Source organism: Spirillospora sp. NPDC052269 (genome assembly GCF_040679435.1).
Lineage (GTDB): Bacteria > Actinomycetota > Actinomycetes > Streptosporangiales > Streptosporangiaceae > Spirillospora.
The window spans coordinates 18,611-40,259 of record NZ_JBFAUU010000018.1 but is presented as its reverse complement, the minus strand read 5'-3'; the positions used below and the strand labels follow the sequence as shown (position 1 = coordinate 40,259).

Genomic DNA, 21,649 nt, shown 5'->3' with positions numbered 1-21,649 from the left:
CCGGGAACCACCTCACGGCTAGCCGGCCAGCGCGGTTCGGCGGCGCAGCGCGCCGGTGAGGAGGGAGACGACCCGTTCCTGCTGGGCCTCGGTCAGGCCGGGGAAGAGCGGGAGTGAGAGCAGCTCCTCGGCGACCCGGTCGGTCACCGGCACCGCGCCGCACTCGTCCGGGCCGAGCAGCTCGCGGTATTCGGTCATATGGCTGATCGGGATGAAGTGCACCGATGTCCCGATACCGGCCTCGGTCAGCTCGGCGATCAGCGCGTCCCGGTCCGGCACGCGGACCTGGTAGAGGTGCCACGCGTGCGTGATGCCGTCCAGCTTCCGCTGCGGCAGGACGATCCCGGGCAGCCCGCCGAGCGCCTCGTCGTAGCGGCGGACGATCCCGGTGCGCTCGTCCTGCCAGCCCGGCAGCGCCGCGAGCTGGGCCCGTCCGATCGTCGCCTGGATATCGGTCATGTTCGCCTTCAGGCCGACGTTCCGGACGTCGTAGCGCCAGCTGCCGCCCGGCAGGTACCGCTTCCAGGAGTCCTTGCTCATGCCGTGCAGCCGCGTCGACCGGACCCGGTCGGCGAGGTCGGGGTCGGTCGTCGCGACCGCGCCGCCCTCGCCGATCGGCATGTTCTTGGTCGCGTAGAAGCTGAAGCAGGCCGCGTGCGACTTCGCGCCGACCTTGACGCCGCCGCGGGCCGCGCCCGGGCCGTGCGCCGCGTCCTCGACGACCCGGTTCCGGTCGATCCCGGCCGCCCGCGCGAGCGCGGGGACGTCCACCGGGTAGCCCGCCTGGTTCTGCGTGACCATCGCGAGCGGGTTCGTCCGCGCCGCCGCCTTCGCCACGGTCTCCTCGGACGGGACGAGCGTGTCCTCGTCCACGTCCACCAGCACCGGCCGCAGCCCCGCGTGCAGGATCGCGTTCACCGCGCCGCAGAACGTCAGGCTCGGCGTCAGCACCGGCGAGCCCGGCGGCAGGTCGAGCGCCCGCAGGCACAGCTCCAGCGCGGCCGTGCACGAGGCCACCGCGACGACGGTGTCCGCGCCCAGGTAAGCGGCGAAGTCCCGCTCGAACTCGGCGACCTGCGGGCCGGTGGTCACCCAGCCGGAGGTCAGCGTCTCGGTCACCCGCTCGGCCACGCCGTCCGCGAAGGACGGCACGGCGAACGGCACCTTCTCGTGCTTCACGGCGTCGTCGTTCACGGCGTCGCTGTTCACAGCGTCCTGGCCCATACGGCTACCCCTTGATCTTCCGGCTGGTCGCGACGACCCCGAGCAGCGGCCAGCCGGACGCGGCGACCAGGTCGCGCACCGACGCAAGGCCCGCGACCGGCGTCACCGGTCCGGCCACCGCGACCACCCCGAACCGCGTGTCCGCGCCCGGATCGACGTCCTCGACCGCGTGCACCAGCGTGAGCGGGCGCAGCTCCACGGGCTGGGTGACGTCGGTCGGCGAGGCGACCTCGCCGGACTCGCGGGTCAGGACGGTCCGTCCACCCGCCCGGACGACCGACGTCGACGGCGGCTCGTCCGGCGGTGTGACCGGGCCCCGCGGAGCGCCGCCCTCTCCCTCGCCGTCCCGCTCGGACGTGCGGCTCTTCCCGTTCAACCGGCTCCTGTCCGCGTCCGCCGTGGGCGACGGCACGACGCGCGTCCCGTCCCCGTAGACGGCTGCGGCGATCTGCGAGACGAGCTCGGCGGGCAGCGGAACGCCCGCCGCCGACACGACCGTCACCTGCTCGACCCCGGCCTTCCGTGCGGCCAGCCGGACCCGCTGCCCGAGCGCGGCCGTCTCCGCCGGGGACCGGCCGAGCCACCCCAGCAACGGGACGTCCAGCCGTCGCGCGACCCGGCGCTGACCGGGCACGGTCGGCCTGACCATCTCGGTGACGACCGCCGCGAGGATGCCGAGGACCAGCCCGCCGAGCCCGGCGACGACGGTCATCATCACCTTCGGGTCGGTCTTCGGCGCGGCGATCGCGGGCTGCGCGATCGAGGCGTTCCCCGCGGTCACCAGCTGCGAGCGCAGGTCGCTCCGGCTGGTCCTGAGGTCGGTGAGCTGGGTCAGGATCCGGTCGGTGGCCGGGCCCGGCGCGGCGGTCGCCTGCTGCTTCTCCAGCGCGGTGATCTGCTGGCCGACCTGGTTGAGCTGGCTCTGGATCGCGCTCTGGTTGGAGGTGTTGATCCCGTCCACGGTCTCGGCCGAGATCGCCTGCGCCAGCTTCAGCGCGACGGGCCCGTCCTCGTCCTTGACGGTCAGCTCGACCACCGTGGACGTCCCGAGCCCCTTCACGGTGATCTGCTTGGCGACCTTGTCGGGGTCCCGCGCGAGGTGGTTCTCCTTGATGACCTTGGCGAGCAGGTCGTGACCGGTGGCGAACGCCTTGGCGGTGCTGACCGCCGCGCTCACCCCGTTGTCCCCGGCGGCCCCGGCGGCGGCTCCGCCCGGCACGACGATCCGGGCCTGCGCGGCGGCGGGCGGCGTCTGGCCGCTCATCACCACGAACACCGCGACCAGCGGCACCACCGTCGTGACCAGCAGAAGCGCCCAGTACGTGCGGATCACCCGGGCGGCGACCTCGTCGATCTCCACGGCAACGGCCCCCTCGGCTGGTGCTGACACCGCGAGCGTAGGAAGGCCGCATAAAGATCGAATCGCCCACAAAGACGACTCGGCTACGTCGTTTGCTGGGGGCGCTCAGTGGTCCTCGGACGGCCGCATCCCGGCGCGCATGGCGAGCGTGATCGCCTCCAGCGCCGAGTGCAGGTCCAGCTTCGCGAGCAGGTTCTGCGTGTGCGTGCGGACGGTGTTGGCCGACAGGCCGAGCCTGCCCGCGATCTCCGCGCGGTTCAGGCCGTCCACCATGCACTGCAGGACCTCGCGCTCGCGCGGGGTGAGGTCGGCGAGCAGCCGGTCCGCGCCGTCCGGCTCGGACTGGCCGGACTGCAGCCGGCGCAGCACGTCGCCGAGCAGTTCGGGCGGGATCCAGCCGCCGCGCCGCGCGGCCTGCCGGACCACGCCCGCGACCCGCTCGGCCCGCTCGGTCTTCGACAGGAACCCGACCGCCCCCCGCCGGACGCACCGGACGATCGTGTCCACGCCGTCCGACGCGGTCAGCACGACCACCCGCACGTCCGGGTGGCGCTCGCGCAGCCGGGCCAGCACGTCCAGGCCGTTCTCGGGGCCGAGGTCCAGGTCGAGCAGCACGACGTGCGGGCGCTCGGTGGCGGCCAGGGACAGCGCCTGCCGGCCCGCCGCCGCGACGGGCAGGACGACCAGGTCCGGCTCGCGGGCGAGCCGGGCCGACAGCGCCTCGGCGAACAGCGCGTGGTCGTCCACGATGAGGACCCGGGTGGGCTGCATTCCGCCACCATCCCCGCCGCCCGGCGAAAACGGATCCCACAAACGCTGTAGACGGCCGTCCGGCAGCGGTCACGTTCCCGTTCGCGCAGGCCAGGCCACTCGCGCGCGCGGGGTCATTCCGCGTGTGCCCACGGACTCGACCCCTGGGACACCCGTTCACGGGCGTCCGGTCCCGGTCAGTTGGTAAACGTTCCGTTGACCTTGTCCGGACCTATGCGGATTCTGTGAATACCGAGCCACGGGGAGCACACTTCGGTAAGGGGAAGACAAGTGAAGGTCCTGATCACAGGGGGCGCGGGCTTCATCGGAAGCACCATCGCGTCGGCCTTCGCCGAGCGCGGCGTCACGCCGGTCGTGCTCGACAGCCTGGTCACCGGGCGTCCGGAGTTCACCGAGGGGAAGATCTTCTACCAGGGCGACATCGGGGACGGCGCGCTGGTCGACCGCATCTTCGCCGAGCATCCGGACATCACCGCAGCGGTGCACTGCGCCGCGCTGATCGTCGTGCCGGACTCGATGAGCGATCCGGCCCGCTACTACCACGTCAACCTCACCCGCACGCTGGAGTTCGCCGAGCACCTGCGGCGCAACCACTGCGACCGGATGGTGTTCGCGTCCACCGCGGGCATGTACCGGCCGTCCGAGGACCTCTCGGTCACCGAGGCGTCCGACCTCGACCCGCAGAACCCCTACACGCGCTCGAAGGCGATGGCGGAGGCCGCGCTGCGCGACATGGCCGCGGCCTACGGGCTGCGCGTGGTGTCGCTGCGCTACCTCAACCCGATCGGCGCGGACCCGGGCATGCGCACCGGCCTGCAGTCCAGCAAGCCGACGCACGCCCTCGGCAAGATGATCGAGTCGTACGAGTCGGGCGTCGCGTTCCGGATCACCGGCGTGGACTGGCCGACCCGGGACGGCACGGCGATCCGCGACTACATCCACGTGTGGGACATCGCGCGGGCGTTCGTCGCGGCCGTCGACCGCTTCGACGCGATCGTCCCGCCCGCGCGCCCGGCCGGGGCGCCGCCCGCCTACCAGGTCGTCAACCTCGGCACCGGGGACGGCACGACCGTCCGGGAGCTGGTGGACGCCTTCCGCGAGGTCGTCGGCGACGACTTCGCCGTGGAGGAGGCCCCGGCCCGTCCCGGTGACGTCGTCGGCGCGTTCGTCGACCCGGCGAAGGCGTGGGAGGTCCTGCGCTGGAAGCCCGAGTTCACTATCGGCGACGCCATCAGGCACTCGCTCCAGTGGGCCGAGCGCCGCCGCACGCTCGACGTCGTCGCCTGACCCGCACCGAGCCCGCTCCCTCCGGAACGCGTCCCCGGACGCGTTCCGGAGGTCGTGCGAAACGGGCCGTGCACCTCGGCCGACCACCGGCGATCTGTGAGCGGCCGGTCGCGGCCGGTCGCGGCCAGGGGTCCTCTTCCGCCCTCTCCTCTGTCAGACTCCGCGAAGCGGAACCGCGATCCCGGCCGGACGCCGGGCCCCGGCGGTTCCTGAACGCCGGGTCTCGATTCGACCGCGTGCTCGCTGGTGCGGGTGGATCTGCGGGACAATGGGGGTGTCACAACGAGGAGGCGCGTTGAGCGGCAGTGTGCGTGGCGGCGTGAGCGGCGAGGTGCGGATCACCGTCACCAGGACGTTGACGAAGGACCAGCAGGCCCGCCGGGAGCGGCTGCTCGAGGCGGCCCGCGAGCTGGCGGACGAGGGCGGCTACCAGGCCGTCACCATGCACGACGTCGCCGACCGGGCCGGGGTCGCCCGCGCCACCGTCTACCGGTACTTCGCCACCAAGGACCACCTGCTCACCGAGGTCGCGGCCACCTGGGCGCACCGCGTGACCATCGACATCGACGCGCTCGCGGTCGGCGAGACGCCCACCGAGCGGCTCACCTCCCTGCTGGAGCGGATCGTGGAGGTCGCGGCCGGCGAGCTGACCCTCACCTCGGCCATCATCCAGGCCGTGACCTCGGACGACCCGTCCGTCGAGGACGCCCGAACCGTGCTGTTCCTGTTCGTCCGCGACCGGCTGTCCGCCGCGATCGGCGACCCGGTGCCCGACCGCGACGCGGTCGAGATCGTCCTCGGGCACACGCTGCTCGCCGCGCTGGTCGCGCTCACCTCGCTGCGTCGCCCGCTCGACGAGGTGACCTACATGGTCCGCACGTCCGGACGGCTCGTCCTCGCGGGAGCGCTCGCCTCCGAGAACCAGGAGTCCGAGGCGCCGACCGCGTCCTGAACGCCTGGTCTCGTCCCTCGCCGTCCGGACGGTGAAACGAGTGTGGCGACGCACCCTGGATTCGGGTGCGTCGCCACATCGGCTTCGCCGGGTGCTCAGGCCAGGCGGAGCAGGCGGTGCAGGAGGGACGGCTTGCCCAGCGGCGCGTCCAGCGTCAGCGGGACGCGCGCCGGACCCGCCGTCAGCGTGCCGATCTTCGCGCCCTGCGGGGCCGACTCCGGCGGGTTCCCGGCCAGCCCGAACGGGACGGTCAGGCCGGGCCAGCCGACCACGGTCAACGCCTTGCCCGCGCGGAGCCCGGCGCCGCCGCCGAGCCCGTCGTCCACCTTCGCGACCCGGCTCCCGGACGGCGCGACCGTCGCGCTGACCAGCGCGTTCCCGGCCGCCGAGACCAGCGGGCCCGCGGCGTTGATCGCGCCCATCGCGCTCGGCGAGCGCTGGTTCATCACCGCGCCGAGGATCAGCGTGTCCACCCCGCCGACCTGGCGGCGCGCGGCGAACACGAAGTTGCCGCCCGCCTTGTCGGTGTAGCCGGTCTTGCCGCCGACCACGCCGTGCTGGCCGAGCAGGGCGTTGCCCGCGCTGCGCGCCGGGCCGCCCTCGGCCGGGACGTACTGGCGCAGCGCGACCGACTCGGCGAACGCGGGCAGCTTCATCGCCGCGCGCAGCAGCTTGACCTGGTCGGCGGCCGTGCTGACGGTCGCCGAGTCGTAGCCGCTGGGGTCGGTGTAGGTCGTGTTCGTCATGCCGAGCGAGCGCGCCGCCTCGTTCATCTTCTGGACGAACGCCTGGTCCGAGCCGGTGTCCCAGCGGGCCAGCTCGTGCGCCACGTCGTTCGCCGAGATGACCAGCAGCGCCTCCAGCGCCTTGCGCTGGGTGAGCTGCTGGTTCGCGTAGATCCCGAGCATCGACTCGCCGCGCTTCCTGCGCTGCGGCACCTCGGCCACGCCCTGCGGCGACATGGTGAAGGTCGGCCCGGACTCGCCGCTGCGCAGCGGCTTGTCGTGCAGGATCACGTAGGCCGTCATGACCTTCGCGACGCTGGCGGTGGGCGTCGGCGACGCCGCGCCGGACGATCCCATCGTGCCCAGGCCGTCCACGTACACGGTCGCCTGCCCCGCCGTCGGCCAGGGCAAAGTGGGCTTCTGACCCGCGAAGGTGTGGCTTCCGGAGGTCATCGCGAGCGTGAGCGACGGCTCCGGCACCGGCCGGAGCAGCTGCCCGGCCACCACACCGACGACCAGGACGAGCACGGCAACCAGCGTGATCACCAGGCCGCGCCGGCCCTTCTTGGGCTCCTCCTCCTCGTATACGGGCGCGTCCCTGCGGGGCGCCGGCCGCTGATCCGCGTAGTGGTCCGCATAGGGCTGATGCTGCTGCGCCTGGTGCTGGTACTGCGCGTGTTGTTCCTGGTGAGGATGCTGCTGGTGGTGCTGCTGCGGAGGTTGGGGCTGTGACTGTTGCTGCGGCTGGACGCCCACCGCGTACTGGGACGGGTTGATCGGCGAGTCCAGGCGCGTGACGTCGGTGCCCCAGCCCTGTTCCTGGGCCTGTGCCTGCGCGCGCGCCTGGGCCTCGGCCTGCGCCTGCGCGCTGAACCGGGGCGAGACCGGCCGGTCGAAGCTCGTCCGGGGCCCCGCCGGAGCCGGGGGAGCCGTCGGAGCTGGGGGAGCCGGGGGAGAGGCATGCGCGGCGGGCCCGACTGGGTGCTGACCACTCGTCCGGGGGGTTACGGGGTGCTGACCACTGGTCTGCGGCGTCGCCGGGTGCTGACCACTGGTCTGGGGCGTCGCCGGGTACTGGCCGCTGGTACGAGGGGTCGTCGGGTGCTGGCCGCTTCCGGGAGGCGTGACCTGGTACTGCCCGCTGCTCCCAGGGGCGGCCTCGTGGGGACCGCTCGTCCGGGGAGCGGCCTCGTGGCGGCCGCCGCGACGAGGGCCTTCCTCATGGGGGCCGCTGGTGCGAGGCGTGGTCGGGTGCGTTCCGCTCGTGCGGGGCCCGCCGGACGGCTCGCCACCCGAGTCCGGCCCGTACGGGTGGGAACCGCTGGTGTGCGGGGTGGTCGGATGCGGCCCACTGGAGCGCGGCGCGTCCTCCTCGTGCGCGGGCGCGTCCGGCTTCGGGGCCTGGACGGTGGGCAGCCTGTCCTCGACCGTCGGAGAAGCCGACCGGAAAGGCGTCGCCTCCGGCCGTCCCGGCCGCTCCTGCCGCTGGGGCTGCTCCTGCCGCGCCGGCCGCTCGTGCTGCTCCTGCCGCTCGTGCTGCGGAGGGCGCTCGGGCCGCTCAGGGCGCTTCTCAGGCTCCGGTTGCTCCGGCGGGTCCTGCCGCTGGTGCCGCGCCGGCCGCTCAGGCCGCTCAGGCTCGGGCCGCTCCGGCTGCTCCTGCCGCTCGTGGCGCGCGGGGCGGTCCGGCTGCTCCTCAGGCTCCGGGCGCTCCTGAGGACCTGGCCGCTCGGAGGGCTCAGGCGGCTCTGGAGGCTGCGGAAGCGTCACCGTCCACTGACCGGACGACTTGGACGCCGGCATCGGATGGCTGCCCGAATCCCGTGAGGATTCGGCCTTCTCGGGTTCGGCGTGCTCGGCCCGGTCAGGGCCTTCGGCCGCCGGAGCGTCAGCCCCGGCGTCGGTGTCGGTGTCGCTGTTCTGGCTGTCCTGGCCGTCCTGGGTTTCCCGGACCTCCGGGGTCTCCTCGGTGTCCTCGTCCGCGGAGGACTCGATCTCCTCCGACCGGGCCGGTTCGATCTCGTCCGGTCGGTTATGGGCGTCGTCTTTCACGCCGCGTCCTCCTGCTCGGCCCCCTGAAGCGGTAGAGCGCGGACACAGGCCGGGACTCCCCGTGTCCCGGGTCCTCTCGCGCTCACTCTGGGAAGATGCGCAGGTTATCCGGAAAGTTCACTTCGTTACCATTTGGTGATCTTGAAATCGTGAACCCGGAGGGGCCCGGACGGCAAGACACCGTCGAAACGAGGCCCGCTACCCCCGGGAAGGCCGTGGTGTCCACGATGACCGCCCCGCCCGCCGTGACGGCGGACGACGCGGAGCTGATCCGCCGGTCGCACGACGATCCGGAGGCGTTCGCCGCGCTGTTCGACCGCTACGCGGGGATGCTCTACCGCTACGTGTCCCGGAGGCTCGGCCCCGAGACCGCCGAGGACCTGGTGGGGGACACCTTCCTCGCCGCGTTCGGCGGCCGGCGCCGCTACGACCTGTCCCAGCCGGACGCCCGGCCCTGGCTGTTCGGGATCGTCACCAAGATCATGGCGCGGCACCACCGGCGTGAGGCCGCACACTACCGGGCGCTGCGCCGCAGCCCCGTGGACGGCCCGGACGACGGCCCCGCCGACCGGGTCGCGGCGGGCGTGGCGGCCTGGGCGTCCCGCGCCGAGCTCGCCGGCGCGCTCGCCGCGCTGCCCGGCCGGGACCGCGACGTCCTCCTGCTGGTGGCGTGGGGCGACCTGACCTACGAGGAGGTCGCGTGCGCCCTGTCCATTCCCGTCGGCACCGTCCGGTCGCGGCTGAACCGGGCCCGCCGCAAGGTGCGCGCCGCGTTCGGCGGCGTGGACCCGACCGCCGCCGACCCGGCCGCTGAGGAGGGCTGAGCCGTGGACGACCTGTCGCCCCTGCGCGATCTCGGCCGCGCGCTCGAGCATGATCCGCCGCCGTCGCTGGCCCGCCAGCGCTCCCGGCTGACCGACGCCGCGCGCGACCCGCGCGCCCGCCGGGGCCTGCGCCGCCGGCGTCCGCGCGGCTGGACGGCCCTGGCCCTCGCCGCCTGCGCCGTGGCCGCGCTGCTGCTCGTCCCGGCCGTCCTGCTGCGTCCCGACGGCCATCACCGCAAGCCGGTGAACGGCCTCACGCATGCCGCCAACCGGCCGATGAACGTCCTCATCCTCGGCTCGGACGTGCGCGGGCCGGCGGACGGGGCCCACCCCGCCCCCGCCCGCTCGGACACGATCGTGCTGGTCAGGCTGCCCGCCGACCGCAAGAACGTGACCGTGGTCAGCCTGCCGCGCGACCTGATGGTCCAGCGGCCCTCGTGCCTCCTCTCGGACGGCACGAGGACCACGCCCGGCCGGGGGCAGATCAACGGGGCGTACTCGGAGGGCGGCCTCGCCTGCGCGATCAAGACGGTGGAGAGTGTCGCCTCCGTCCGGATCGACCAGGCCGTGGTCCTGGAGTTCGGCGGCTTCGCCCGCATCGTGGACGCCCTCGGCGGGGTGCCCGTCACCCTCCCGGTGGACGTGAACGACCCGGCGTCGGGCCTCCACCTCGGCGCGGGCAAGCACATGCTGAACGGCAAGGACGCCCTCGCGTACGCGCGTCTGCGGCACGGCATCGGCGACGGCTCGGACCTCTCACGCATCAAGCGCCAGCAGAAGTTCATGGCGGCCGTGTACGAAAGGGCTCACCACCTGATGCTGAGCAACCCGATCCGTTTCGCCGAGTTCCTTAGGCTGAGCACCGCTTCGGTGAGGGCGATCCCGAGCCTGGACCTGGCGAACATGAAGGCGCTGGCCGAGAGCCTCACGCGCACCGGTTCGTCGCGGCCGCACTTCGTGACCCTGCCGAACCGTCCCGACGCCTCGGATCCCAACCGGCTCGAAGTGGACAAGCCCAAGGCGGACCAGGTGCTCGCCCCCTTCAGAGAGCCGTGACCCCTCAAACGGCCGTGAACCGCGTCGGACGCCTCGGACGCCTCGGACGCGTCAGATGAGGGCGAGCAGCCGCTCCAGCTCGTCCTCGGTGTTGTAGTAGTGCACGGAGGCCCGGACGACCGCTTCGGGGGCGTCCGGGTCGTACCCGTGCGCACGGGGCTCGCTGATGTTCACGTTGATGTCTCGTGCGCGCGCGGCCTGGACGATCTCGGCGGGTGTCCGGCCGTCCACCGTGAAGGTGACAGCGCCGGACCGTAGGACGCCTCGGTCGTGGATGGTCACGCCAGGCTTCGCGGCCAGTTCCGCGCGCAGGAGCGTGGCGAGGACGTCGATGCGGGCGGTGATGGCATTGATGCCGAGAGCGCTCGCATAGTCGGCGGCCACGCCCAACCCGATCTGTCCGGCCACGAACCGCTCCCACGTCTCGAACCGCTTGGCGTCCGGACGGAGCTCGTACCGGTCGGGCGCGTGCCATTCGGCGGCCATGTTGTCCAGGAACGGCGGCTCGATCTGGGGGAGGACGTCCCTGCGCGCGTAGAGGAAACCGGTGCCGCGCGGCCCGCGCAGGTACTTTCGGCCGGTCGCGGACAGCAGGTCGCAGCCGATCTCGTCGACGTCGACCGGGAGCTGCCCGACCGACTGGCAGGCGTCCAGGAGGAACAGCGCGCCCGCCGCCCGGCACAGCCGCCCGACGTCGGCGGCCGGGTTGATCAGCCCGTTCGAGGTCGGGATGTGGTTCATCGAGACGAGCCGCACGCCGCCCTTGCGGAGCTCGGCGTCCAGCGCGTCGAGGTCGATCGTGCCGTCCGGGCCGTCCGGGACGACGTCCACCTGGACGCCGCGCTGCCGGTAGGCGATCGCGTTGCTGGAGTACTCGCTCTCCGTCGTCAGCACGCGCTCGCCCGGCGCGAACGCGATGCCGTAGAACGCCATGTCCCAGGCGCGGGTCGCGTTCTCCACGAAGGCGATCTCGTCGCTGCGCGCGCCGATCAGCCCGGCGATCGCGTCGTAGAAACGGTCGATGGCCTGGGCGTTCTCCGTGGCGGCCTCATAGCCGCCGGTCATCGCCTCGAGCTCCAGGTGCCCCGCGACGGCGTCCATGACCGGGCGCGGCGGCAGCGCGGCCCCCGCGTTGTTGAGGTGCGCCACGCGCGCGCAACCAGGCGTTTCATTCCGGACCTTCGCGACATCGATCGTCATGATCGAGACCGTACCCCGCGGATTGTCGGACCCTTCCGGCACAGTGGTGTGGCGAGCGGAGTTGACCTCAATATTGGTTGAGGTCCCAGGATGGGTCTCCGACGCATCTGGACCACTCGACCCGGGCAGGACGCACATGGACATGGAAGTGACCGCGTGGCACTCGCTGCACCACGCGATGAACGCCAAGGACGAACGCCGTCCCTTCTCGAAGGCGACGCTGCGCCGCATCGCGGCGTTCGCCCGCCCGCACTCCCGCAGGATCAGCGGATTCCTGCTGGTCAGCGTGGTGCTCGCGGTGATCGCCGTGGTGACCCCGGTGCTCGCCGGACGGGTCGTCAACGCGATCGTCGGGCACCGCTCGTCCGGCGTGGTGATCGGCCTCGCGGTGACCATCGCCGTGCTCGCGCTCGCCGAGGGCGGCCTCGGCCTGCTCAACCGGTGGTTCTCCGCGCGGATCGGCGAGGGCCTCATCCTCGACCTGCGCACCACCGTGTTCGACCACGTCCAGCGCATGCCGGTCGCGTTCTTCACCCGCACCCGCACCGGCGCGCTGGTCTCCCGGCTCAACAACGACGTGATCGGCGCGCAGCGCGCGTTCTCCGACACCCTGTCCGGCGTGGTCAGCAACATGGTCACCCTGCTGCTCACGTTCGCCGTCATGGTCGGCATCTCCTGGCAGGTCACGCTGCTCGCGCTCGTCCTGCTGCCGGTGTTCGTGCTGCCCGCGCGCCGGATGGGCCGCCGCCTGGCCGGGCTGCGCCGTGAGGCCGCCGCCAACGACGCCGCCATGTCCACGCAGATGACCGAGCGCTTCTCCGCCCCCGGCGCGACCCTGGTCAAGCTGTTCGGACGGCCCGCCCGCGAGTCCTCCGAGTTCGCCGTCCGGGCCCGCCGGGTGCACGACATCGGCGTCCGCACGGCCATGCTCCAGCACGTCTTCATCACGTCCCTGACCGTCGTGTCCGCGCTCGCGCTGGCGCTGGTCTACGGCCTCGGCGGCTTCCTGTCGCTGCGCGACCAGCTCGACGCGGGCGCGGTCGTCGCGCTCGCCCTGCTGCTCACGCGCCTGTACGCGCCGCTCACCGCCCTCGCCGGCGCCCGCCTGGAGATCATGAGCGCCCTGGTCAGCTTCGAGCGCGTCTTCGAGGTCCTCGACCTCGAGCCCCTCGTCAAGGAGAAGGACGACGCGAAGTCCGCGCCTGACGGCCCGGTCTCGGTGGAGTTCGACCACGTGCGGTTCGGCTACCCGTCCGCCGAGAAGGTCTCGCTCGCCTCGCTCGAGGAGGTCGCGACCCTCGACACGCGCGGCGGCGAGGAAGTGCTGCACGACGTGTCGTTCCGCGCCGAGCCCGGCCAGATGATCGCGCTCGTCGGCTCGTCCGGCGCGGGCAAGTCCACGATCGCGCAGCTCCTGCCGCGCCTCTACGACGTGGACGAGGGCGCCGTCCGGCTCGGCGGCGTCGACGTCCGCGACCTGTCCTTCGAGGCCGTCCGCGACACCCTCGGCATGGTCACCCAGGACGGCCACCTGTTCCACGACTCGATCCGCGAGAACCTGCTGCTCGCCCGTCCCGAGGCCGACGAGGACGAGATCTGGGACGCCCTGCGCCGCGCCCGCCTCGACGACCTGATCCGCTCCCTGCCCGACGGCCTCGACACCATCGTCGGCGAGCGCGGATACCGGCTGTCCGGCGGCGAGCGCCAGCGCCTCACCATCGCCCGCCTGCTCCTCGCGCGCCCGCGCGTGGTGATCCTCGACGAGGCGACCGCGCACCTCGACTCCACGTCCGAGGCCGCCGTCCAGGAGGCCCTGACCGAGGCGCTCGACGGCCGCACGTCGATCATCATCGCCCACCGGCTGTCCACCATCCGCGCCGCCGACCAGATCCTGGTCATCGAGTCCGGCCGCGTCGTCGAGCGCGGCACCCACGACACCCTGCTCGCCGAAGGAGGCCGCTACGCAGAACTCCACCGCACCCAGTTCGCCGACCAGTCCCCGTCCGCCGACCGGGCCCCGCTTGCCGACGAGTCACCGTCCACCGAGAAGGCCCTGGCCTGACCCCGGCCGCACCCCCCGAACGAGCGGCGACCCGCGAGCCGTGCCGCTCCCCCCGGATCTGGTCCGTTCCACTTCCCTGGGAACGGGCCAGATCCGGCATTTCAGCCAGCCAAGGCCGGACGATGGCCGCCGTCCTGCGAAAGCGACGACCACCGCCCGGAGATCAGGAACTGACGAGGCGTTGCGCCATCACCGCGGCGCCGTGCATGCCGGCCAGAGGCCCCAGCTCCGCCGGGACCAGGGGTGGGGGAGCGCGGAAGGTCAGCCGCGGGACGAGGCGCTCGGCGAGCGGGGGCAGCAGCGCGTCGCCCGCCTCGGCCAAGCCGCCGCCCAGCACGATCCTGGACGGGTCGAGCATCAGCGTCGCGGCGGCCAGCGCGTCCGCGAGGGTGTCGAGCGCCAGGGACCAGACCTCGGCGCAGCGCTCGTCCCCGGCGGCGGCGCGCTCGACGACCTCCTCCGCCGGAATCCCGCCCGCGCGCCGCGCGATCGCCGAGGCCGACGCGTAGGTCTCCAGGCAGCCCCGGTTCCCGCACGCGCACGGCTCGCCGCCCGGCCGCACGACGACGTGCCCGATCTCGCCGCTCCACCCCGACGAGCCGGGGTAGGGCGTGCCGTCCAGCACCATCGCGGCCGCGATGCCGGTGCCGATCGGCAGGAACAGGAAGTCGCCGCCGGAGCGGCCCGCCCCGCGCACCGCCTCGCCGAGGCCGCCCGTCCGCACGTCGTGGCCGAGCGCCACGGGCAGTCCGAGGCGCTCGGCGACGAGCTTGCGCAGCGGCACGTCCCGCCAGCCGATGTTGGACGAGTTGACCGCCGTTCCGGTCGCCTCGTCCACCAGGCCGGGCACGGCGATGCCCGCGGCGGTGACGCCGGGCGCGCTCCTGGCCAGCTCGGCCGCGAACTCGACGATCGCCCGGACGACCGTGTCGGGCCCGTGCTCACGGCCGGTGGGACGGCCCTCCGTGCGGAGGACCCTCCCGTCCGGTTCGATCAGCGCGCCCTTCAGCGACGTCCCGCCGACGTCCAGGGCGACGACGGTCATTTGACGGAGCCCGCGGTGAGTCCGCCGACCAGGTAGCGCTCGATTGCGACAAATAGGATCACAACGGGCACGATAGCGATGATCGAGGTGGCGAAGAGAAACTGCCAGTGCGCCTGGTACTGCGTCACGAACGACGGCGCGACCACGGTCAGCGGCTTGCGGTCGGGCGAGACCGTCACGGTCAGCGCGACGATGAACTCGTTCCACGCCGCGATGAACGTGTAGACGACGGCCGTGACCACGCCGGGCATCGAGATCGGCAGGGTCACCCGGGTCAGCGCGCCCATCCGGCCCGCCCCGTCCAGGAAAGCCGCCTCCTCCAGCTCGCGCGGGATCGACGAGAAGTACCCGTGCAGGATCCACACGCAGAACGGCAGGTTGAACGCGGCGTTCACCAGGATCAGCGCGAGCAGCGTGTCGGTGATGTTGAGCGCCACCATCTCCCGGTAGATGCCGATGACCAGCGCCGTCGGCGCGAACATCTGCGTCACCAGGACCAGCAGCAGGAACGCCCCGCGCCCCCGGAACCGGTTGCGCGCCGTGTAGTACGCGGCGGGCAGCGCGCACAGCAGCGTCACCAGCGTGGACGCGACCGCGACCTCGAGCGACACCACCAGCGCCTGCCCGACGCCGGTGCCCTTCCACACGTCCGCGTAGTTCGACCACTGCCAGTGGGACGGCACGTACGTGCCCGGCGAGTGCGTCAGGTCGGACGGCGACTTCAGCGACGTCAGGAACATCTGCAGGTAGGGCAGCACGAACAGCAGCCCCACCAGCCATCCGACACCGGTCAGCAGGACCGTCCGCAGCCGCACCGGCCGCCGCCCAGCGCGCCCCCGGACCGGGGGCGCGACCGTCGACTCGCTCATTTGGTCTCCTCCCGCCAGCGCGAGAAGCGCAGGTACAGCAGCACCATGACCAGCACGAGCGCGAAGTTGACCACCGACATCGCCGCGGACTCGCCCACGTGCTGGTCGGAGAAGGCCAGCTTGTACATGAACGTGGTCGTGGTGTCGGTGTCGTTGCCCGGTCCGCCCCCGGTCATCTCGTAGATGATCGGGAACGAGTTGAACACGTTGATGACGTTGATGATCCCGGCGATGAGGACGGCCGGGCGCAGCAGCGGCAGCGTGATCTGGAAGTACGACCGCCACGGGCCCGCGCCGTCCACCCGGGCCGCCTCGTACACGTCGGCCGGGATGGTCTGCAGCCCGGCGAGGATCACGAACGAGGTGAACGGCAGCGACACGAACACCGCCACCCACATCATCCAGAGCATCGCCTGGTGCGGATCGCCGAGCCAGTTGTGCGGGTGGCCGATGACGTGCAGGTCGAGCAGCACGCGGTTGACCAGGCCGGAGAAGTTGTCCAGCATCCACTTCCAGATCAGCGCGGTCATCAGGACCGACGCCGCCCACGGCACGATGACCGCCCAGCGCACCACGCGGCGGCCGGGGAAGCGGGCGTTGAGCAGCTGGCCGAGCGCCAGCGACAGCAGCAGCGTGACGACGACGACCCCCGTGACCCACAGCACCGTGCGGAGCAGGACCGGGATGAGGGCGTCCTCGTCGAACAGGTCGGAGTAGTTCTGGACCCCGTGCCAGCCCTGGGTGAGGCCGGACGAGGTGATCTTCTGCAGCGAGGTGCGGGCCATCTCCACGACCGGCCACAGCACCACGAAGGCGATGAGCAGGATCGACGGGCCGAGCCACAGCAGGGGCGCGAGCTTGCGCAGCGCCCGCAGCGCGGCCGGGGACGCGGCACCGGAGCCGGGGACTCCGGACGCCGCGTCCACCGGGCTCACGTCGTCCGGTTGCTGGACGTCGTGCACGGCTCGATCAGCCGGCCTTCTCGGCGGTCTTCTGGATGTCGCCGAGGACGGTCTTCGGGTCCTTGTTCGCGACGGCCGTGCCGAGCTGCTGCTTCACCGCGCCCGCGACCGCGCTCCACGCGGGGTTGCTCGTCGGGGCGAACTTGCTGGTGGGCAGCGAGTCCACGAACTGCTTGAAGTACGGGTCGGCGCTCAGCGCGTCACCGGCGGACTTGGTCACCGGCAGGAAGTTCTCCAGCTTGAGGAACTTGCTGGTGTTGTCCTTGGTGTAGAAGAAGTCGAGGAACTTGGTCACGGCCTCCTTGTTCTTGCCGTCGTTCTTCTTGAACGCGGCCAGGATGTCCATGACGCCGAGCGTGTTGTGCTCGTTCCCGTCCTTGCTGGGCAGCGGCGCGATGCCGTAGTTCAGGTTCTTGTTGACCGGGTCGATGAACCCCGCGCGGGTGAACGGGCCGCCGATCGACATGCCGACCCGGCCCTGCGCGAACTGGTTGAACACCGTCTTGCGGTCGGTGCTCTCCGGGTTCGGCTGGGTCAGCCCGGACTTGTTGAGGTCCTTGAGGAAGTTCAAGGTGTCCACGTTGGCCTGCTGGTTGATCGCCCACTTGCCGGAAGAGTCGACCCAGCCGCCGTTGTTGTTCATCGCCCAGGAGTAGAACTCGGCCTGGGCCTCCTCGGGCCCGAGCGGCAGGCCGTAGCCGATCGCCCCGCCCGCCTTGACCTTCTGCGCGTCGGTCTTCACGTCCGCCCAGGTCTTGGGCGCGTCGTTGATGCCGGCCTTCTTGAACAGGTCCTTGTTGTAGAACATCAGCCGGGCGCTGGAGATGAACGGCAGCGCGTACTGCGTCCCGTTGTACTTGGCCTGCTCCACGAAGGTCGGGGAGAAGTCGTTCAGCGTGTTCGGTGACACCACGTCGGACGCCTGGTAGATCAGGCCGTCCCGCGCGAAGTCGGAGAACGCGTTGTAGTTGAGGACGTCGGGGACCTGCTTGGTCTGGACGTAGGTCTTGACCTTGGCGTCCATCTGCGTCCAGTCCACCATCTCCAGGTCGACCTTGTACCCCGAGTTCTTCGCCTCGAAGTCCTTGATCAGGCCGTCCCAGAAACCCTTGGTGTTGTCGTCGTAGATGGCGGCGACGAACTTGATCGTTTTGTTGGATCCGCCACTGTCGCTCGACGAGCTGCCCTTGCTGCAACCGCTCGCGCCCACGGCGACCGTGAGACCCGCGGCGATGGCGACCGTGAGTTGCCGTTTCATCTGGTCCCCGCCTTCTCCGCGCACATTGAAAGAATGTGCGCGGTACGAATGCCCTATGAGCAGAAACGCGCGTGGCCCGACGATAAGAGGTGGTCCGTACCAGTTCAAGAGGCCGATAACCCACGAGTCTCAACCGTTATCGGCAGTCTTGCCCTGGTCTGTACTGGTACGTGTCATACGCAGGGCTGGTCCGGTTTTCCGTCGCCGTCCGCCCGAGTTTGCGGCCCGGCACCTAACCGGGATTGCGTCCGCGCCGCTGCCTCGAGCACCTCAGATGAGCGCGGTGGCGTCCAGGATCCGGGAGAACACGAACGGTCGCAGCGCGTCGTCCCGGCGCCACGTCTCGGGGGGAACGGCGTCCTCCATCCCCACGTGTGCGCGCACTCCCATCCCGCATCCCGTCACGAGCGCCTCGGCCTCGTCCGGCGTCAGGAACGTCCGGGCCGGCTCGCCGCTCTCCGCGACCACCCGATCGGCGATCGCCCCGTACTCACGCCCGATCCCGTCCCGCAGGCCGGGAGGGACCATGTAGTCCATGACGAGCTCGGCCCCGAGACCGGCGACCTCGCGGACGGTAGCCACGACAGACTCCCGGGACAGATAAACACTCACCCCGAGCCATCCCACGAGCGTCCGCCGCCCCGCCTCGAACCCCGCCGCCGCGAGCCCCTCGGCCAACCCGCCGCCCTCCAGGTCGACCGGGACGAATTCCAGCCCCTCCGGCACGGCGAGCCCCGCCGCCGAAATCAGCTCCCGCTTCCACGCCTGCGTATCCGGATGGTCGACCTCGAATATCCGGACCCCCGAATTCCGGAAGGCGAACGAATCCAGCCCCGCCCCGAGCACCACATACTGCTCGACCCCGGCCGCCGCGATCCGATCTTCGACGAACCGCCCCCGCGTCACCCCGAGCGCCCGCGTCCCCCACAACACGATGTGCCCGCCATGCTCCCGGTGATATCCGACCAGCCCGTCCGCCGCGTCCCCGAGCAACACCGCCGCGACGTCGTCCCGCAGAATCACCGGCTCCCCGTCGACCACCAGATGAGCCGCCCGAGCCCCCGCCACCATCATCGCCGTCCGACTGGCCGTCCCGTCCCGCATCACTCCGCCTCCCGAAAGGATTCCCAGCGGCGATGCTAAAACGTGAACCGATCCTATTGAAGTCATCATAGCGGTTGAAAATAAATTCCGGATAACCATTCCACGGCAATTCGGGGTCGTGTCGAGGATCGCGTTCCGTGACGCGGGTCCGGGCGACGGAATCGGAAGTCGCCGCGTCGCCGGACGCGGTGCCGCTGCCCGCATGTGGCCGGTGGGACGGGTTTGTCGATCTTGAAGAATGCTTACATATCAGGACAAAGGTGCTGGCCGTCCGGCGTCGCACCCTGCCCGGACCGACCCTGGGGGCTGATCGGCGTGGCGGCTCGCATCGGTGGAGGCGAGTGGCCCGGCGTTCTGGACCTGGCGCCGCTGCGCGCGTCCGGCTGGCGGCCGACCCCCTTCCGGCAGTTCATCCTGAAGATCCACAGCCGCTGCAACCTGGCGTGCGACTACTGCTACGTCTACGAGATGGCCGACCAGAGCTGGCGTGAGCAGCCCCGGCGCATGAGCGGCGCCGTGGTGGACGCCACCGCGCGGCGGATCGGCGAACACGTCCGCGCGCACGGCCTGACCGACATCGAGGTGATCCTGCACGGCGGTGAACCACTGCTGGCCGGCCCCGACCTGATCCGGCGCGCGGTCCTGGCCGTCCGGCAGGAGGTCGGGGCTCGTGCGCGCGTGCGGATGGGCGTCCAGACGAACGGCGTCCTGCTGGACGAACCGTTCCTCGACCTCTTCAACGAACTGGACGTCCGGGTCAGCGTCAGCCTGGACGGCGACGAACGCGGCCACGACCGGCACCGGCTGCACGCGAACGGCCAAGGCAGCTACGAGCAGACCGCCGCAGGCCTCGGGATGCTCACGGCGGAGCCGTACCGGCACCTGTTCTCCGGCCTGCTCGCCACCATCGACCTCGCGAACCCGCCCGTCGAGACCTACGAGGCGCTGCTCCGGTTCCGTCCGCCCGCCATCGACTTCCTGCTTCCACACGGCAACTGGGACACCCCGCCGCCCGGACGTGACCCCGACGCCCACGACACCCCCTATGGCGACTGGCTCATCGCCGTCTTCGACCGCTGGACCGCCGCCCCGCGCCGGGAGACGCACGTCCGGCTGTTCCGTGAGCTCATCGCGCTGAGCCTGGGCCGCCCGTCCACGAGCGAGATGGTCGGGCTGTCCCCGGCCGCGATGGTCGTGGTCGAGACGGACGGCACCATCGAGCAGGTCGACACGCTCAAGTCCGCCTACGAGGGCGCCGCCACGACCGGCCTGCACATCGGCCGGGACGGCTTCGACGCCGCACTCGCGCTGCCCTCGACCGCGGCCCGCCAGATCGGCGCGGAGGCCCTGTCCGCGACCTGCAAGGCCTGCCCGGTCGGCCAGATCTGCGGCGGCGGCCAGTACGTCCACAGGTACCGGGCGGGCAGCGGCTTCCGGAACCCGTCCGTCTACTGCCGCGACCTGTTCCGGCTGGTCAGCCACGTCCGTGACGCCGTCGACCGCGATCTGGCACGTGCGAGGGACGAGGCGGCCCGGGCAGGACGCGCGTCGCCGAGGAGCGAACCGATGCGGCCGGAACTGAAGCGCCTGTCCCTCCCGGAGAAGGTCTTCGTCGGCCTCGCCCAGGGCGGCGGCGGCGCCTACGCCGTGGACGAGCTGTGGCGCGTCCAGCGCTCCAAGCGCCTCCTGCTCCTGCGCTGGGTACGCGAGGCCGCCAGGTCACGCGACCCCGCGCGCGAGGCCCGAGCCCGCCAGGCGTACGCCCTGCTCGCCGACATCCAGGGACGCGCGCCGGACGACGTCCGCGCCGTCCTCGACCACCCGTCCGTCGGTGTCTGGGCACACGCGGTCGCGGCCGGCGACGCCGACACGGATCCGATCACCGCCTTGGCCGCCGCCGCGGCGATCCACGCCCGCGACCCGCGTCCGATCGAGGTCGTCGGCGGCCCGGACGGCCTGTTCCTGCCGTCCCTGGGCGTGGCCGCGCCGTTCACCGGGATCGGCGTCGTCCGCGCCGCCCCCGACTCCCCGGTCACGATCTCGTCCGACGCGGGCTCGACCGTCCTCCCCGACGACGACCCGCACCGCGACGCCCCCGGCTGGCACGGTCTCCGGACTCTCGAAGCTGAGTACCACGGCATGGCCCTGCGCCTCCTCCTTGACGACTGCGACCCGCTCCGCTCCATCGGCGGCGACCCGATGCCACGCCTCACCCCGGAGGAGACCGAGCAGTGGCGCGACGTTGTGCGAGGAGCCTGGCGCCTGCTCGTCCGCCACCACTGGACGATCGCCGAGGAGGCCGCCCGCACCCTGCGCGTCCTCACCCCCATCGCCCCGTCGGTACAGGGCATGAGCAGCTCCACCGCCCATGAGGCGTTCGGCGTCGTTTTCACGTCCCTTCCACAAGACGAACGGGATCTGGCCGTCACATTCGCGCACGAGATCCAGCACGCGAAACTGGGGGCGTTGAACGACGCGATCCCTCTCACTCACCCGGACGACGGAACTCGCCACTACGCGCCTTGGCGGGACGATCCGCGCCCAACCGCAGGACTGCTCACCGGCGCGTACGCGCACCTTGGCGTGGCCGGGTTCTGGCGTAGGCAGCGACACCACGAGCGCGGTGCCACAGCACTGCGGGCTCACGCCGAGTTCGCGCGTTGGCGTGACGCCTCCGCGTTGGTCACCGATGTTCTCAAGCGCAGCGGCAGGCTGACCACTGAGGGCGAGCGGTTCGTCGCCGAGATGGACCGCACCCTGCGCGCGTGGCGGCGCGAACCCGTCCCGCCCGCCGCGCTCGACCTCGCACGCGCCGCCGCGGCCGGGCATCGCGAGCGCTGGCGGGGCCGGCACGGTGCCCCCCGCACGCCGTACTGACCCGGCGAACAGTGAGGACGGGCA

Annotated in this window: 16 protein-coding genes; 6 read left to right on the top strand and 10 right to left on the bottom strand. The window is 71.8% G+C overall.

Annotation, left to right across the window (positions count from 1 at the left end; genetic code table 11):
• Positions 1 to 18: 18 nt before the first annotated feature.
• The 3 genes from AB0L06_RS33035 to AB0L06_RS33025 all read right to left on the bottom strand — a co-directional run bounded on the left by AB0L06_RS33035 (position 19) and on the right by AB0L06_RS33025 (position 3,355).
• Complete coding sequence (locus AB0L06_RS33035; RefSeq protein WP_500235071.1) at positions 19 to 1,224, bottom strand: DegT/DnrJ/EryC1/StrS family aminotransferase; 1,206 nt, start codon at positions 1,222 to 1,224, stop codon at positions 19 to 21.
• Between the two features lie 4 nt (positions 1,225 to 1,228).
• Complete coding sequence (locus tag AB0L06_RS33030; protein WP_500235070.1) at positions 1,229 to 2,584, bottom strand: YveK family protein; 1,356 nt, start codon at positions 2,582 to 2,584, stop codon at positions 1,229 to 1,231.
• A 105-nt stretch (positions 2,585 to 2,689) separates the two neighbouring features.
• Positions 2,690 to 3,355, bottom strand: a complete 666-nt coding sequence (locus AB0L06_RS33025) for a response regulator (RefSeq protein ID WP_500235069.1) — start codon at positions 3,353 to 3,355, stop codon at positions 2,690 to 2,692.
• Positions 3,356 to 3,625: 270 nt separating this feature from the next.
• Between AB0L06_RS33025 and galE the strand changes: the two genes are divergently transcribed.
• Both galE and AB0L06_RS33015 read left to right on the top strand, forming a co-directional pair.
• Positions 3,626 to 4,642 carry a UDP-glucose 4-epimerase GalE gene (gene galE, locus AB0L06_RS33020; RefSeq protein ID WP_500235068.1) on the top strand — a complete coding sequence of 339 codons (1,017 nt, stop codon included), beginning with the start codon at positions 3,626 to 3,628 and terminating at the stop codon, positions 4,640 to 4,642.
• A 295-nt stretch (positions 4,643 to 4,937) separates the two neighbouring features.
• Positions 4,938 to 5,594: a TetR/AcrR family transcriptional regulator gene (locus tag AB0L06_RS33015; protein ID WP_500235067.1), complete on the top strand. Its 657-nt coding sequence runs from the start codon at positions 4,938 to 4,940 to the stop codon at positions 5,592 to 5,594.
• Between the two features lie 95 nt (positions 5,595 to 5,689).
• On the opposite strand, the gene AB0L06_RS33010 is transcribed toward AB0L06_RS33015, so the two are convergent.
• Positions 5,690 to 8,368 carry a D-alanyl-D-alanine carboxypeptidase family protein gene (locus tag AB0L06_RS33010; RefSeq protein ID WP_500235066.1) on the bottom strand — a complete coding sequence of 893 codons (2,679 nt, stop codon included), beginning with the start codon at positions 8,366 to 8,368 and terminating at the stop codon, positions 5,690 to 5,692.
• Between the two features lie 227 nt (positions 8,369 to 8,595).
• Here AB0L06_RS33010 and AB0L06_RS33005 point away from each other — a divergent pair, with 227 nt between their 5' ends.
• Both AB0L06_RS33005 and AB0L06_RS33000 read left to right on the top strand, forming a co-directional pair.
• The gene (locus tag AB0L06_RS33005; RefSeq protein ID WP_500235065.1) at positions 8,596 to 9,192 is read left to right on the top strand and encodes an RNA polymerase sigma factor; all 597 of its coding nucleotides are present in this window, start codon (positions 8,596 to 8,598) and stop codon (positions 9,190 to 9,192) included.
• Positions 9,193 to 9,195: 3 nt separating this feature from the next.
• Complete coding sequence (locus tag AB0L06_RS33000) at positions 9,196 to 10,248, top strand: LCP family protein (RefSeq protein ID WP_500235064.1); 1,053 nt, start codon at positions 9,196 to 9,198, stop codon at positions 10,246 to 10,248.
• A 51-nt stretch (positions 10,249 to 10,299) separates the two neighbouring features.
• Here AB0L06_RS33000 and AB0L06_RS32995 read toward each other — a convergent pair whose 3' ends face one another.
• Entirely contained in the window at positions 10,300 to 11,448 is a 1,149-nt protein-coding gene (locus tag AB0L06_RS32995; RefSeq protein WP_500235063.1) for an aminotransferase class V-fold PLP-dependent enzyme, read from the bottom strand.
• A gap of 136 nt (positions 11,449 to 11,584) precedes the next feature.
• On the opposite strand from AB0L06_RS32995, the gene AB0L06_RS32990 reads away from it, so the two are divergent.
• On the top strand, positions 11,585 to 13,510 hold the full coding sequence (locus AB0L06_RS32990) for an ABC transporter ATP-binding protein (protein ID WP_500235062.1): 1,926 nt from the start codon (positions 11,585 to 11,587) through the stop codon (positions 13,508 to 13,510).
• A 163-nt stretch (positions 13,511 to 13,673) separates the two neighbouring features.
• Here the strand turns inward: AB0L06_RS32990 and AB0L06_RS32985 are convergent, their stop codons facing one another.
• The 5 genes from AB0L06_RS32985 to AB0L06_RS32965 all read right to left on the bottom strand — a co-directional run bounded on the left by AB0L06_RS32985 (position 13,674) and on the right by AB0L06_RS32965 (position 18,748).
• On the bottom strand, positions 13,674 to 14,555 hold the full coding sequence (locus AB0L06_RS32985) for an ROK family protein (RefSeq protein ID WP_500235061.1): 882 nt from the start codon (positions 14,553 to 14,555) through the stop codon (positions 13,674 to 13,676).
• Positions 14,552 to 15,424, bottom strand: a complete 873-nt coding sequence (locus tag AB0L06_RS32980; RefSeq protein ID WP_500235060.1) for a carbohydrate ABC transporter permease — start codon at positions 15,422 to 15,424, stop codon at positions 14,552 to 14,554. Before AB0L06_RS32980 ends, AB0L06_RS32985 begins: the two co-directional genes overlap by 4 nt.
• Entirely contained in the window at positions 15,421 to 16,386 is a 966-nt protein-coding gene (locus AB0L06_RS32975) for a carbohydrate ABC transporter permease (protein WP_500235059.1), read from the bottom strand. Before AB0L06_RS32975 ends, AB0L06_RS32980 begins: the two co-directional genes overlap by 4 nt.
• Positions 16,387 to 16,393: 7 nt before the next feature.
• Positions 16,394 to 17,644: an extracellular solute-binding protein gene (locus tag AB0L06_RS32970; RefSeq protein ID WP_500235058.1), complete on the bottom strand. Its 1,251-nt coding sequence runs from the start codon at positions 17,642 to 17,644 to the stop codon at positions 16,394 to 16,396.
• Positions 17,645 to 17,914: 270 nt separating this feature from the next.
• Positions 17,915 to 18,748: a class I SAM-dependent methyltransferase gene (locus AB0L06_RS32965; protein ID WP_500235057.1), complete on the bottom strand. Its 834-nt coding sequence runs from the start codon at positions 18,746 to 18,748 to the stop codon at positions 17,915 to 17,917.
• A 315-nt stretch (positions 18,749 to 19,063) separates the two neighbouring features.
• On the opposite strand from AB0L06_RS32965, the gene AB0L06_RS32960 reads away from it, so the two are divergent.
• Positions 19,064 to 21,625 carry an FxsB family cyclophane-forming radical SAM/SPASM peptide maturase gene (locus AB0L06_RS32960; protein WP_500235056.1) on the top strand — a complete coding sequence of 854 codons (2,562 nt, stop codon included), beginning with the start codon at positions 19,064 to 19,066 and terminating at the stop codon, positions 21,623 to 21,625.
• The last annotated feature ends 24 nt before the right edge of the window (positions 21,626 to 21,649 follow it).

Coding starts and splice junctions, on each gene's coding strand:
- AB0L06_RS33035 (WP_500235071.1), bottom strand. CDS start 1,224: ATGGGCCAGGACGCTGTGAACAGCGACGCCGTGAACGACGACGCCGTG.
- AB0L06_RS33025 (WP_500235069.1), bottom strand. CDS start 3,355: ATGCAGCCCACCCGGGTCCTCATCGTGGACGACCACGCGCTGTTCGCC.
- AB0L06_RS33005 (WP_500235065.1), top strand. CDS start 8,596: ATGACCGCCCCGCCCGCCGTGACGGCGGACGACGCGGAGCTGATCCGC.
- AB0L06_RS32995 (WP_500235063.1), bottom strand. CDS start 11,448: ATGACGATCGATGTCGCGAAGGTCCGGAATGAAACGCCTGGTTGCGCG.
- AB0L06_RS32990 (WP_500235062.1), top strand. CDS start 11,585: ATGGACATGGAAGTGACCGCGTGGCACTCGCTGCACCACGCGATGAAC.
- AB0L06_RS32985 (WP_500235061.1), bottom strand. CDS start 14,555: ATGACCGTCGTCGCCCTGGACGTCGGCGGGACGTCGCTGAAGGGCGCG.
- AB0L06_RS32980 (WP_500235060.1), bottom strand. CDS start 15,424: ATGAGCGAGTCGACGGTCGCGCCCCCGGTCCGGGGGCGCGCTGGGCGG.
- AB0L06_RS32970 (WP_500235058.1), bottom strand. CDS start 17,644: ATGAAACGGCAACTCACGGTCGCCATCGCCGCGGGTCTCACGGTCGCC.
- AB0L06_RS32965 (WP_500235057.1), bottom strand. CDS start 18,748: ATGCGGGACGGGACGGCCAGTCGGACGGCGATGATGGTGGCGGGGGCT.